At 68.9% G+C, this 12,745-nt stretch carries 14 protein-coding genes; 5 read left to right on the forward strand and 9 right to left on the reverse strand.

The annotated features are described in order from the left end of the window. Positions 1-2 precede the first annotated feature (2 nt). Positions 3-932, forward strand: coding sequence for a hypothetical protein (locus AB0P21_RS08195; protein ID WP_363694801.1), 930 nt, complete (start codon positions 3-5; stop codon positions 930-932). A 97-nt stretch (positions 933-1,029) separates the two neighbouring features. Here the strand turns inward: AB0P21_RS08195 and AB0P21_RS08200 are convergent, their stop codons facing one another. From AB0P21_RS08200 to AB0P21_RS08215, 4 genes are all read right to left on the reverse strand, one after another. Next, positions 1,030-1,314, reverse strand: a complete 285-nt coding sequence (locus AB0P21_RS08200; RefSeq protein ID WP_363694802.1) for an SAV_915 family protein — start codon at positions 1,312-1,314, stop codon at positions 1,030-1,032. An 85-nt stretch (positions 1,315-1,399) separates the two neighbouring features. Next, positions 1,400-2,866 (reverse strand): bifunctional GNAT family N-acetyltransferase/NUDIX hydrolase, encoded by a 1,467-nt coding sequence (locus AB0P21_RS08205; RefSeq protein WP_363694804.1) that lies wholly within the window; start codon positions 2,864-2,866, stop codon positions 1,400-1,402. A 40-nt stretch (positions 2,867-2,906) separates the two neighbouring features. Further along, positions 2,907-4,625, reverse strand: coding sequence for a 2-isopropylmalate synthase (gene leuA / locus AB0P21_RS08210; protein WP_363694805.1), 1,719 nt, complete (start codon positions 4,623-4,625; stop codon positions 2,907-2,909). Between the two features lie 213 nt (positions 4,626-4,838). Further along, positions 4,839-5,522 (reverse strand): DUF2867 domain-containing protein, encoded by a 684-nt coding sequence (locus AB0P21_RS08215; protein WP_363694806.1) that lies wholly within the window; start codon positions 5,520-5,522, stop codon positions 4,839-4,841. 220 nt (positions 5,523-5,742) lie between these two features. Between AB0P21_RS08215 and AB0P21_RS08220 the strand changes: the two genes are divergently transcribed. Continuing rightward, positions 5,743-6,141 carry a PPOX class F420-dependent oxidoreductase gene (locus AB0P21_RS08220; RefSeq protein WP_363694807.1) on the forward strand — a complete coding sequence of 133 codons (399 nt, stop codon included), beginning with the start codon at positions 5,743-5,745 and terminating at the stop codon, positions 6,139-6,141. Here AB0P21_RS08220 and AB0P21_RS08225 read toward each other — a convergent pair. After that, on the reverse strand, positions 6,107-7,087 hold the full coding sequence (locus AB0P21_RS08225; protein WP_363694809.1) for an AraC family transcriptional regulator: 981 nt from the start codon (positions 7,085-7,087) through the stop codon (positions 6,107-6,109). The genes AB0P21_RS08220 and AB0P21_RS08225 overlap by 35 nt on opposite strands. Positions 7,088-7,127: 40 nt before the next feature. On the opposite strand from AB0P21_RS08225, the gene AB0P21_RS08230 reads away from it, so the two are divergent. Further along, positions 7,128-8,117 (forward strand): oxidoreductase, encoded by a 990-nt coding sequence (locus AB0P21_RS08230; protein WP_363694810.1) that lies wholly within the window; start codon positions 7,128-7,130, stop codon positions 8,115-8,117. Between the two features lie 41 nt (positions 8,118-8,158). Further along, the gene (locus tag AB0P21_RS08235) at positions 8,159-9,148 is read left to right on the forward strand and encodes a GNAT family N-acetyltransferase (RefSeq protein ID WP_363694811.1); all 990 of its coding nucleotides are present in this window, start codon (positions 8,159-8,161) and stop codon (positions 9,146-9,148) included. On the opposite strand, the gene AB0P21_RS08240 is transcribed toward AB0P21_RS08235, so the two are convergent. Further along, complete coding sequence (locus AB0P21_RS08240; protein WP_363694812.1) at positions 9,108-10,043, reverse strand: LysR family transcriptional regulator; 936 nt, start codon at positions 10,041-10,043, stop codon at positions 9,108-9,110. The two genes, AB0P21_RS08235 and AB0P21_RS08240, sit on opposite strands and share 41 nt — an antisense overlap. A 71-nt stretch (positions 10,044-10,114) precedes the next feature. Here AB0P21_RS08240 and AB0P21_RS08245 point away from each other — a divergent pair, with 71 nt between their 5' ends. Next, positions 10,115-10,804, forward strand: a complete 690-nt coding sequence (locus AB0P21_RS08245; protein ID WP_363694813.1) for a nitroreductase family protein — start codon at positions 10,115-10,117, stop codon at positions 10,802-10,804. Here the strand turns inward: AB0P21_RS08245 and AB0P21_RS08250 are convergent. The 3 genes from AB0P21_RS08250 to AB0P21_RS08260 are packed head-to-tail and all read right to left on the reverse strand — an operon-like array spanning position 10,776 to position 12,739. Continuing rightward, complete coding sequence (locus AB0P21_RS08250; protein ID WP_363694815.1) at positions 10,776-11,459, reverse strand: GNAT family N-acetyltransferase; 684 nt, start codon at positions 11,457-11,459, stop codon at positions 10,776-10,778. The two genes, AB0P21_RS08245 and AB0P21_RS08250, sit on opposite strands and share 29 nt — an antisense overlap. 1 nt (position 11,460) lies before the next feature. Continuing rightward, positions 11,461-12,402: a GTPase Era gene (gene era / locus AB0P21_RS08255; RefSeq protein ID WP_363694817.1), complete on the reverse strand. Its 942-nt coding sequence runs from the start codon at positions 12,400-12,402 to the stop codon at positions 11,461-11,463. Beyond that, on the reverse strand, positions 12,386-12,739 hold the full coding sequence (locus tag AB0P21_RS08260) for a cytidine deaminase (protein ID WP_363694818.1): 354 nt from the start codon (positions 12,737-12,739) through the stop codon (positions 12,386-12,388). Before AB0P21_RS08260 ends, era begins: the two co-directional genes overlap by 17 nt. Positions 12,740-12,745 lie beyond the last annotated feature (6 nt).

Here is a 12,745-nt window from a genome sequence, read left to right on the forward strand (position 1 = left end):
TCATGAACAAGAGACGACTGTCGATCGCCGCGGCGAGCCTCGCCTCGCTGGTGCTGGGGGCAACCGCCACCCTCCCGGCGAGCGGTGCCGCCGCGACCGCCACCCAGCCGAGCGCTGCCTGCCGTCTGGCGCTGGGTTCGGTGGACTCGGTCGGTGGCCACACCGGGCAGGAGATCACCGCCGGCACCCCGCCGACCGCGAGCGCCAAGCACGTCACCCCGATCCGGTTCGCCCCCGGCGTGGCCAAGCTCAGTGGTTCCTGGATCAGCGAACCCAACATCGCCGGCTCGGACAACTACGGCAAGCTCGTGCTCGGCACCTCGCTCTACGCGGGCTTCTACCAGACCAACGAGCTGGACAAGCCGACCACCCTGCGCAAGATCGGCGGCGGCTGGGACCAGTTCAGCTTCTACGAGGAGTCGCGCTTCGACCAGAGCGGCCGGCCCGGCGGGACCTGGCACACCTACGAGTACGCGCTGCGCAAGGACGGCGTACTGGCGCGCTGGCGGATCGGCGACAAGGGTCAGTGGATCGCGGCCGGCACCTACGCCGGCTTCAGCTCGGTGAAGACGATGGCGTTGATCAGCCAGACCCCGTCGTACGACACCTTCCTGGCGAACGCCCGCGGCGGCGCGCTCTACACGATCCGGATCCCGCTCAGCAGTCCGCTCAAGCCGGTGGTGACGAAGGTCCGCAGCTCCACCTGGCAAGGCTTCGAGACCCTGATCGCGGAGCGCTGCGGCCAGCACGGCACGCTGCTGCTCGGTATCGACAAGGAGACCAAGACCGGCTTCCTGTACGCCGTCGGCCGCGCGAGCGGCACCGCGACCGTGATCAACGGCCTCGGCAAGGTCCCGGCCACGTTCGCCGACCCCGTCTACTTCCGCAACACCGTCGTCGCCTTCGCCTCCGATCCGCTGAACGGCGACTGATCACCCCAGCCAGTGCAGCAACCCGGCGAGAGCGGCCATCACGAGCACGATCCGCAGGATCGCGACGAACTCGGGATCCAGCCGCTCTCGCCGCACTTCAGGCCACCAGTTCCGGCGCACGAACAGCAACCTCCGGCCCGACCAGCACCGGGTCCAGCTGAATCACGCCGATCCCGTACGCCGCCAGCAACTCCCGCAACTCACTCTCGTGCAGCCGGACCCACTCCTGCCGCGGCCCAGTTGCCGCCCGCAACAACTCCGCCGAACTGAACGCGATCCCCACCCGCACACCATCCGGCCGCCGCCCCCACTGCGGAGCCGCCACATCCGGCGCCCCGGCCACCCGGGTAGGCACAAACAAAGGAACACTCGAGGTCTTCACACCCCCGACGCTAAATCCCCCGGCCCCCGCTGTCCCGCCCCCTAACAGACCTCACACAGCCTTCTCACACCACTGACCGAGCGGGTCAGGTTGTCTGGAAGATCGGTTCGGGTGGTGGGCCGTCGGTGAGGACGGCCTGCAGGAGATGCGGAAGCGCACGAGGAGACAACCACTCCGGCCCGTCGTGGGCTAGGAGTTCCTCAGGGGTCCACCAGCGGTACCCGTGCACGTTCTCGGCCTCCAGCTCGGCTGCGGACATCGTGCCGGCCGGGGTGAACGAGTCGACCCGGATCAGGAAGTAGTCGTTGGTGACTCCGTCGTACCCGGTGGCATGGCCAGGAGCGACCGTCACCTGATGCCACAGGTGTGCCGGATCGGCCGGTACGTCGAGGCCGATCTCCTCGGCGAGCTCCCGGGAAAGGGCCTCGAGCAACGACTCTCCCGGCTCCACTCCACCACCCGGGGCTGCCCAGACGACCGTGTCCCCAGCGAACTCGAACCGCATCAGCAGCACCCGGTCCTCGGCATCCAGTACTACGGCACGCGCTGCCGGTCGAAGTGTGGGTGTGGGGAGCTGGAGTTGGGCTTCGATGTTCTTCTCGCGGGGCTGGAAACCGAAGCGGGCGTTGACTTTCTGCATCGGGGTGTTGGTTTCGGCGGTCCAGGTGTGCAGCAGGGTCTGGGTGGTTCGGTGCTGGGCGAGTTGGGCGAGGTTGGCGAGTTTCAGGTGGGTGCCGAGGTTGTGGCCGCGGTGCTCTCGGAGTACGAGGGTGTCGTCCTGCTGGGCGGCGTCGGGGTTGGCCTTGGGCAGGTAGATGATCGTGTAGCCGGCGGGGGCGCCGTCAGTGGTCTGCGCCATCGTGTATAGCGTGAGGTAGTTGCGGGCGGTGCGCTCCTGGCGGGCGCGCATCTTCTCCGCGTCCCAGGGGACGAGGTCCTTGGTCATGCCGCCGGTGGGGACGTCGCGGTCCATCGCGGTCTGCAGGTCGGCGAGTGCCTGGAGGTGTTCCTCGGGGCACGGGCCCGCCCAGGAGGTCAGCACATAACCGTCCAGCGGCTCGACCTCGACCGAGCCTGTCCACGGCAGCTCGACCACCAAGTGGTCCTCGACGTTCTCGACGGCGAAGCCGAGCTTGGCGGCGAAGACGCTGCCTGGCCAGGTGTCGGGGGTGAAGCCCTCGGGCACGGCGAGCTCGCACTGGAAGATGGTCCGCTCCAGGTCGGCCGCGCGGGATCTCGCCCAGCCCCACAGCGCGGTCGCGACCCCGCGTCGACGGTCCGCCGGGGCGACGTCGATCTCGACCGAGACGGTGTCCAGATCGCTGTGCAGCAAGTACTCGAACAGCAGCGCGCCGACCAGCCGCTCACCCTCGAAGGCGCCGACCGCGAGCCGGGCCTTGACCGGGTTCACCGACCCCAGAGACGAGGCGAGCGCCTGGTAGGTCTCCACGATCGCGGCCGGCCGATCGGCGGTGGCGCCGGCCCGCAGTACGGCGTACCAGGCCTCGAAGACAGCAGTGTCGTGGGGGTCGACCTCGCGCACGGTGATCACCCCCAGAGCCAACCAGCTCCGGGGGTGATGCACCACAGGTTTAGCGAGTGGCGCGGTTGATCGCCGAGACGACCGCCTTCAGCGACGCGGTCAGGATGTTGGCGTCGCGGCCGACCCCCCAGAAGACCTCGTCGCCGACCTCGCACTCGACGTACGCCGCGGCCAGCGCGTCACCGCCGGCCGAGAGCGCGTGCTCGTGGTAGTCCAGCACCCGGACGTCGTACTTCAGCGGCTGGATCGCGTCGACGAACGCCGAGACCGGACCGTTGCCCTCGCCAACCAGTTCGTGCGGGACGCCGTTGGAGTACACCTGGACCCGCAGGCCGTCGTTCTGGCCCTCGCCCGAGGTCGAGTTCACGGTCAGCAGCGACAGCTTGCCCGGCGCCAGGTACTCCGCCTCGAAGATGTCCCACATCTGCTGGGGACCGACCTCGCCGCCCTCGGCGTCGGTGTGCTGCTGGATCACCCGGCTGAACTCGATCTGCAGCCGGCGCGGCAGGTCGAGCCGGTGCTCGGACTTCATGATGTACGCGACGCCGCCCTTGCCGGACTGCGAGTTGACCCGGATGACCGCCTCGTACGAGCGGCCGACGTCCTTCGGGTCGATCGGCAGGTACGGCGCCTCCCAGTGCACCTGGCCGACCGGGATTCCCTCGGCGGCGGCCTGCTTGTCCAGCGCCTCCAGACCCTTCTTGATCGCGTCCTGGTGCGAGCCGGAGAAGGCGGTGTAGACCAGGTCACCGGCGTACGGCTGCCGCTCGGGGACCCGCATCTGGGTGCAGTACTCGACCGTGCGGCGGATGTCGTCGATGTCGGAGAAGTCGATCTGCGGGTCGATGCCCTGGCTGAACAGGTTCATCCCCAGCGTCACCAGGTCGACGTTGCCGGTCCGCTCGCCGTGGCCGAACAGGCAGCCCTCGACCCGGTCGCCGCCGGCCATCAGGGCCAGCTCGGTCGCGGCCACCGCGGTCCCGCGGTCGTTGTGCGGGTGCAGGCTGATCGTGCTGAACTCGCGCCGGGTGAGGTTCCGGCCGAACCACTCGATCTGGTCGGCGTAGACGTTCGGCGTCGACATCTCGACGGTGGCCGGCAGGTTCAGGATGATCTCGCGGCCCTCGGCCGGCTGCCAGACGTCGCTGACCGCCTCGCAGACGTCCAGCGCGAACTCCAGCTCGGTGCCGGTGAAGATCTCCGGGCTGTACTGGTAGCCGAACTCGCAGTCGCCCAGGATCTCGTCGGCGTACTTCATCACCGTCTCGGTACCGCGGACCGCGATGTTGCGGCACTCGGCCTTGTCGACGTTGAAGACCACCCGGCGGAACAGCGGCGCGGTCGCGTTGTACAGGTGGATGGTGGCCTTCGGCGACCCCTGCAGCGACTGCACGGTCCGCTCGATCAGCTCCTCGCGGGCCTGGGTCAGCACCGAGATGGTGACGTCCTCAGGGATCGCGTCGCCCTCGATCAGGCTGCGGACGAAGTCGAAGTCGTACTGGCTGGCGCTGGGGAACCCGACCTCGATCTCCTTGTAGCCCATCTTCACCAGCAGGTCGAACATCCGCCGCTTGCGGGCCGGCGACATCGGCTCGACCAGCGCCTGGTTGCCGTCCCGCAGGTCGGTGGACAGCCAGCGCGGGGTCTTGTCGACCGACTTGGCCGGCCAGCTCCGGTCCGGCAGGTCGATCGGCGGGAACGCGCTGTAGCGCCCGATCGGCATCGCGGACGGCTGCTGGACGGGCTTCGGCTGATTCTTGGGGGCCATGGGTGCGGGTCTCCTCGCGAGAGTGTGTGTACTGCGGGGTCAGGTTCGACCGGCGTACGACGAAACTCCGCGGCGAGGAAACCGGCCTACGTCAGGCCTCGCCGCGGCAGCGAAGGAGAAGAAGCTGGTGCCGCATAGTGCCTGCGAGTCTATGCACAACCCCATCCAGAGGTCGAACCGGGGGTCTCGCACTCCGAGACGCAGAGTGACGGCTCAGGCGGCCGCGCCGGCCTCCCACTTCCGTCCGATCAGGCCGAGCAGCGCCGGGTACACGAAGGCGTAGCGCAACGGCTTGATCGCCGCCATGTACGCCGATCCCCTGCGCCCGTTGGGTTTCACCAGCACCGCCATCTGCCCGCGATAGCCACCATCACCGTCCGGAACCCACCCCAGGTGCATCACCGCGTGCACGGTCCGATTCGCCATCTCGGCCGCCCACTCGTCGTCGAGTTGGTAGAGCGGCTCGAACGGCACCTTCCCGGGCCGCGGACCGGTCGGCGTCGCCCTCAGGTCGGCGGGAAACCGATCGCGCAGCGTCGGCACCCGCGCGCCGAGACCACCCCTCTCGTCGTCCCACCCGAACACCCGCCCCAGCTTCCAGCGGGCCTCCCACAGCACGCGAATTACCAGCGGGGCATCCTCGGGGAAGCGAGTACCGGCGGCGGCCTCGCCGGCAGGTGGAGCGAACCGCGGCGCGCTCCTCGACGAGATGCTCGACACCTGAGAGTCGAGCACCACCGAGCAACTGATCGACCGCGTCGAGACCGACGGCGGCGACGCCCAGGCCAAGCTCCACCGCCTGATCGCGATCGTCGCCTCCGCCGACCAACTCACCACCACCGTCACCATCGACCTGGCCATCCGCGACTGGGCCCGCCGCGATCCTGCCGTCGCCAAACGCCTCCGCCGCGTCGACACCCGCCGCCTGACCTACCTCCGCGAACTCTTCGCCACCTTCGTCCCCGACCCCGCCGAGGTCGAGACCCGCTGCCTGCTCGTCTACTCCCTCTACATCGGCAACCACTTCGTCGCCGCCGACCACGGCCCCCGCACCCGCGCCGAAGTCCTCGAACACACCCGCAACTGGCTCCTTGCCCCAAATACCTAGGCTGGCGGTATGACCTCTGAGCTTCTGCAGAAGACCGGCCTCGGTGTGCTCGTCACGATCAAGCGGGACGGGCGGCCGCAGCTGTCCAATGTCACCTACCTGTACGACGGGGAGCGGATCCGGGTGTCGCTCACCGATGGCCGGGCGAAGACCAAGAACCTTCGGCGTGACCCGCGCGCGAGTCTCTATGTCAACGGACCCAACGGGCGCTCGTACCTCGTGGTGGAGGGCAAGGCCGAGCTGACCTCGGTTGCGGCCGAGGAGCACGATGACACCGTCGAGCAACTCGTTGCCTACTACCGCGAGGCGGCCGGGGAGCACGACGACTGGGACGACTACCGCCGGGCGATGGTGGCCGACAAGCGTCTGCTGTTCACGATGACCGTCGACCATTCCTATGGGATGTGACTGATTCCCGGTAGCGCCTCGGGGCCAACCCGTTGACGCGTTTGAAGGCATTGCTGAACGCACTGTCCGAGGTGTAGCCGAGCGAGCGCGCGAGAGTGGACAACACGACGTCCTCCTCGCGCAGCGCCCGCTCGGCCAGCCTCATCCGCCAGTTGGTGAGGTAGGTCAACGGCGGTACGCCGGCCACCGACCGGAACCGCTCCGCGAAGGTGGTCCGTGACATCGCCGCGGCCTGCGCCAGCTCCTCGAGCTGCCACGCACGGCCAGGCTGGTCGTGCATCAGCCGCAGCGCCGGGGCGATCCGGTCGTCGGCGATCGCCCGCAACCAGCCGACCGGCAACGACGCCGCCTCGGCCAGGCACGCCCGCAATGTCTCAACGAACAGTAGGTGGGCCAGCTTGTCCGCGGCCAACCCCGCGCCCGGATCGGTTGTCGTTGCCTCACGCAACAACCGGTCGAGCAGCCAGCGGAAGGTCGCCGCGCGGTCGTCGCTCGCCTTCAGCACGATCACCGGCGGCAGCGCCCGCAGCAGCAACTCCTCGCCGGTCCGATTGACGCTGACGTGGCCGCCGACGCCGACCACCTTCACCCCGGAGCGATCCGCCGCACCACTGCCGAAGCAGGCGATCGGCCCGTCCGTCGACTCGAAGGCGGCCACGGCATCCTCGACGCGTACGTCGGCATTGCCCTTCAGAAAGCCCTGCCGGCCGTCGAACATCACCACGTCGCCACGACCCAGCTCGATCCGCGGCTCCCCCTGCTCGAAGTCGATCCAGCAGGTCCCCTCGACCATCGCACTGAACTTCAGCCGCCCGGACGCCGGATAGCGCAGCGCCCACTCGCCGTACGCCTCGAAGCCACGGGACACGAAGCACTGAGCCTCGGTCAGCGCCAGGATCTCCGCCAGCGGGTCAGCCGTACTTTCGCGCAGGTTTTCAGGACTCACAAGTATTCAGCGTACGGATTTCCCGACCTAGGTTCAATGTATGACCACACAACAACCCCTCGGATCCGGCTTCACCGCCGCCTCGACCGCCGCCGACGTGATCGCCGGAATCGACCTGACCGGCAAGACCGCGATCGTCACCGGCGGCTACTCAGGGCTCGGCAAAGAGACCGTCCGAGCCTTCCTTGCCGCCGGCGCCGAGGTGATCGTCCCGGCCCGCGATGTCGCCCGAGCCACCAAGCAGCTCGCCGACATCGACGGCGCCGTCGTCGACCACCTCGATCTGCTCGACCCCGACAGCATCGACGCCTTCGCCGACCGCTTCCTCGCCACCGGACGCCCACTCCACCTGCTGGTGAACAGCGCCGGCATCATGGCCGCACCGTTGGCCCGCGATGCCCGCGGCTTCGAGTCGCAGTTCGCCACCAACCACCTCGGACACTTCCAACTCACCACCCGGCTCCTCCCCGCCCTGCGCCAAGCCGGCGGTGCCCGAGTGGTCGCAGTCTCCTCGCGCGGCCACCGCTACAGCCCGATCCACTTCGACGATCCCCATTTCGACCACCGCGCGTACGACCCGTACGCGGCGTACGGCCAGTCGAAGACGGCGAACGTGCTCTTCGCCGTCGAGCTCGACGCCCGCGAACAGGCCAACGGCATCCGCGCCTTCGCCGTCCATCCGGGCAGCATCATGACCAACCTGGCCCAGAACGCCGATCGCGAAGTACTGCGCAAAGGCGGCTTCCTGGACGACGACTACCAGCCGATCATCGACCCGAGCCGCGGCCTGAAGAACCCCGAACAAGGCGCCGCCACCCAGGTCTGGTGCGCGACCAGCCCACAACTCGACGGACTCGGCGGTCTGTACTGCGAAGACGTCGAGGTCGCCGCCGTCCACACCGGCGCGCTGCCGGACACCGAAGTACTGGCTCTGACTCCGGGCGCGTTCGGCGTCCTGCCCTACGCAATCGACCCGGACACGGCCCGCCGGCTGTGGCGGCTCAGCGAGGAAATTCTCCACCACGGATAAATGACTCGCGGTGACCGCCTGCCAAGCCCCACTCTGGGGAGGTGGACATCACCAGGCTTTCTCCCGACGACGCGGCCGGCTGTGCCGACGCCGTGGCGTTGCTGACCGCGACGCACGCCGTCGACTGCCCGGCGGCCCTGCTGTCGACCCCGTTCGGCTATGCGGCGAACCTCCGCTACGGCTGGGACGGCGATCCGGGGCGCAGCTACCTGGCCCGTGACGAGAGTGGGACCCTGGTGGGCCTGCTCCAGTTCTTCGCGCCGACCTACGACAACACCCATCTGGCCTGGATCGAGGTCGAGGTCCATCCCGATCATCGTGGCCGCGGCATCGGCAGCGAACTGGTCCGGTACGGCGAACAGGTCGCGCGCGAGCTCGGCCGTACCTCGATCGGCATCGGCGCCTGGGACCTGCCGAAGGCGGACGCCTTCATCAAGCGGCACGGCTTCGAGCAGAAGGCGATCGAGGTCAACCGCCGCCAGGACATCGCCACCCTGGACTGGGCCACCGTCCAGAAGCTGTACGACGAGGCGGTGCTGGCGTCGGCGGAGTACGAGCTGGTCAAGCTCACCGGCGAACTGCCGGACGACATGCTCGAGGGCATGATCGCGGTCACCGCCTCGATCAACGACGCCCCGAAGGACGATCTCGACATCGAGGACGACGTCTTCACCGCCGAGCGGCTGCGCGCCTACGAGGAGTCCCGGCGCGGGCACAACCAGACCGTCTACCGGGTGATCGCCCGGCACCGCACCACCGGCGAGCTGGCCGGCCACTCGCTCGTCACCGTCGAGCGCGAGCGGCCGCACATCGCGGAGCAGGCCGACACCGCGGTCTCCCGCGACCATCGCGGGCACCGGCTCGGCGCGCTGGTGAAGACCGGGATGCTGCTCTGGCTGCGCGAGGCGGAGCCGGCCGTGACCCAGCTCGACACCTGGAACGCCGAGTCCAACAGTCACATGATCGCGATCAACGAGCAGCTGAACTACTTCATCGTCGCCCGGACGAAGGACTACCAGAAGTCGCTCTGAACGCCTTGCGGCAATGGCCGAGGAACGCCTCACCCCGCCGGGTGAGGCGTCCTCCGCCGGCCCACCCGAGCACCACCGGAGTCGTCGGTACGTCGTCCGCCAGTGCCTTCGTCAGCACCGGCAGCCCTTCGTAGCTCAGCTCGACCGCGGGCGTCTGCACGGTCAGCGAGTATCCGATGCCTCGGGCAACCAATGCCCGGGCCAGCTCGAAGCTGCCGGCGCGATGAGCAGGCCGCATCTCCAACCCCGCGGCCTCGAAGACGGCCCGGAAGTACCGCTCACTCGGCGGCACGTCCAGCAGCACGAACGGCTCCGCGGCCAGCTCGGCCAACCAGATCGACCGCCGCCGCGCCAGCCGATGCCCACCCGGCAGCAGCACCGACGGCGCCCGATCATGCAGTACTGCGCTGTCGATCCCCGGCAGCAAGTCCTGCTGGTAAAGGAAAGCCAGCTCGCAGCGCCCGTCGAGCAGCGCGGTCTGCAGGTCCGGCAGGGTCCCTTCCACGAAGTCGATCTCCACCCCCGGCTGAGCCTCCCGGAACCCCGCGATCGCCAACGGCAGATGGAACGGCGCGATCGGCCCGTAGCACCCGATCGTGAGCCGCCCCTCGATCTCCTGACCGAGACTTCGGGCGCCGGCCCCCAAATCCGACAACGCGGCGAGCACCTTGCGGCCGTCGGCCACCACCTGCTGACCGGCCGGCGTCAACCGGGTGCCGCGCCGCGAGCCACGGAGCACGAGGGCGACGTCGAGCGCGCGTTCCAGCTCCCCCACGGCCAGCGATACCGCGGACTGTGAGACGTGGCAGCGATCGGCTGCTGCGGTGATCCCGCCGGTCTCGGCGATGGCCACCAAGTACTCCAGCTGGCGGAGTGACACGTTCGGCAGCGACATGAGGAAAGCATATGGGTGAGCCGAGTTTCTCAAGCTGGACTCATGATCGACCCGCTGGCTACGGTCGACGGGTGAGCCGCACCCATCAGCATCCCTTCATCCCTTACGCACCTCCTCGCGTGCCGATCGAGGAAGGTCTTCGCCGCGGCAGAGACTTCCAGGCCGAGCTGGAGGCAAGGCGATCCGTTCGATGGTTCTCCGACGACCCCGTCCCGTTGGAAGCGATCGAACTTGCTGTCGCAGCTGCTAACACCGCGCCGAGCGGAGCACACCACCAACCCTGGACGTTCGTCGCCACCGACGACCCGGAGATCAAGCGCAGCGTGCGGCTGGCCGCCGAGGAGGAAGAGCGCGCGTTCTACCTGGAGCGCGAACTGCCCGAGTGGCACTCGTCGCTGGCCCGGCTGGAGACCGACGAGCACAAGGAGTTTCTCGAGGTCGCGCCCTGGCTGGTGGTCACCTTCGCACAGAAGCACACCCCGCTGCCCGACGGTAGTCTGCGCAAGAACTACTACGTCTCGGAGAGCGTCGGCATCGCCTGCGGGTTCTTCATCGCCGCGCTGCACCGGATGGGGCTGGCGACCCTGACGCACACGCCGAACCCGATGGCGTTCCTCGGCAAGGTCCTCGACCGCCCGCGCACCGAACGCCCGTACATCCTCTTCCCGGTCGGCTATCCGGCCGGCGACTGCGAGGTCCCCGCGCTCAGCCGCAAGCCGCTCGGGGAGGCGCTCATCGTGCGACGGGCTCGAAGATGCTGACCGTCATCCGGTTGCTGACGCTCCAGCCGAGCCCCTGATAGAGCCGGATCGCGGTCGCGTTGGTCGCGCCGGTGTGCAGGAACGGCCGGTCGCCGGCCTGCTCGATACCGGCCGCCACCGCCCGGATCAGCCGGCTGGCGATGCCCCGCCCCCGGTACTCCGGGTTGGTGCAGACCGCGCTGATCTCGACGTACCCCGGCAGCCGGTAGCGCTCACCGGCCATCGCGATCAGCTCACCGTCGCGGCGCAGCCCGAGGTACCGGCCGCATTCGATCGTCCGGGACCGGAACGGGCCGGGCTCGGTCAGGACGGTCAGCGCGACCATCTCCGGGACGTCCTCGACTCCGAGGACGACCAGCTCCGGGTCCTCGGCGCCGAACGAGTCCGGCGCCACGAACTGGACCAGACCGAACTGCTGGTCCAGCTTGAAGGTCTCCGGCAGCTCGAAGTCCGGGCGCTTGGTGGCGGCGCTGTTGCCGACGCCGAGCAGCTCGGCGGCGTCCGCCCAGTCCTGCTCGGTCAGGTCGTCCGGCAGCCCGACGAACGGGGCCACCTCGGCCGGATAGCGCCGGACCCGGCCGCGGATCTCGGCCAGCCCGGCGTGCGGACCGTTGAGCGCGTAGTACGCCGGATTCTTCAGGACGTCCGGCCCCACGTCAGAACCCGAGTTTCCGCAGGTGCTTGGCGTCGGTCTGCCAGTTCTTGGCGATCTTCACGTGCAGGTCGAGGTAGACCGGCGTACCGAGCAGGGCCTCGATCTGGCGCCGGGCGTTGGCGCCGACGTCGCGCAGCCGGGCGCCCTTGTGCCCGATGATGATGCCCTTCTGGCTGTCCCGCTCGAGGTAGAGGTTCGCGTAGATGTCGAGCAACGGCTTGTCGTCCGGCCGGCCCTCGCGCAGCCCCATCTCGTCGATGGTGACCGCGATCGAGTGCGGCAGCTCGTCCCGGACGCCTTCCAGCGCGGCCTCCCGGATCAGCTCGCCGACCAGGATCTCCTCCGGCTCGTCGGTCACGTCGCCGTCGGGGTAGAGCGGCTGGCCGTCGGGCAGGAACTTCACCAGCTCGTCGGCGACCACGTCGATCTGGTACCCCGAAGTGGCCGACACCGGGACCACGGAGGCCCACTCGATCCCGACCGACTCGCCCAGCGACTGGATCTCGGACAGGTGCTCGATCATCCGCTCCGGCGAGACCAGGTCGGCCTTGGTCGCCAGCGCGACCTTCGGCGTCTTGGCCACCTTGGCCGCCTCGGCGACCAGGAACCGGTCGCCCGGGCCGATCTTGTCGCTGGCCGGCAGGCAGATGCCGATCACGTCGACCTCGGCCCAGGTGGTCTTGACGATGTCGTTCAGCCGCTCGCCGAGCAGCGTCCGCGGCTTGTGCAGACCGGGAGTGTCGACCAGGATCAGCTGCGCGTCCGAGCGGTGCACGATGCCCCGGACGGCGTGCCGGGTGGTCTGCGGCTTGGACGACGTGATCACGATCTTCTGGCCGACCAGGGCGTTCGTGAGGGTCGACTTGCCCGCGTTCGGGCGGCCGACGAAACAGGCGAAACCGGACTTGAACTCCGGCACCGCGTTCTCAGGTGTGGACGACATCACGAACCTCTCCGTTGCCATCGGCAACGACTACCGGAAGAGCGGCACCGCCGAAATAGCGGACCACCTCGACATCGACGCCACTCGCGTCGCCGTCGGTGACCACTGCCGCGGCCTCGATGCCTTTCACGCCCGACGATACGGCCATCGCCACCGCGAGCTGCAACGCGCTCAGCAGCACGCTGTCCAGCTGGACCGTGCAGGCGGCGTACGTGCGCCCGTCGGTGTCCCGTACGGCGGCGCCTTCGGCGGCCCGGGTGCGGGCCCGGGCGGCGCGCGCCAGGGTGACCAGTTTGGCGTCCTCGGCCGTGAGCTCGGCAGGCAAAGATGGCTCCATAGGGTT

Source organism: Kribbella sp. NPDC056861 (genome assembly GCF_040687575.1).
Taxonomy (GTDB): Bacteria; Actinomycetota; Actinomycetes; order Propionibacteriales; family Kribbellaceae; genus Kribbella.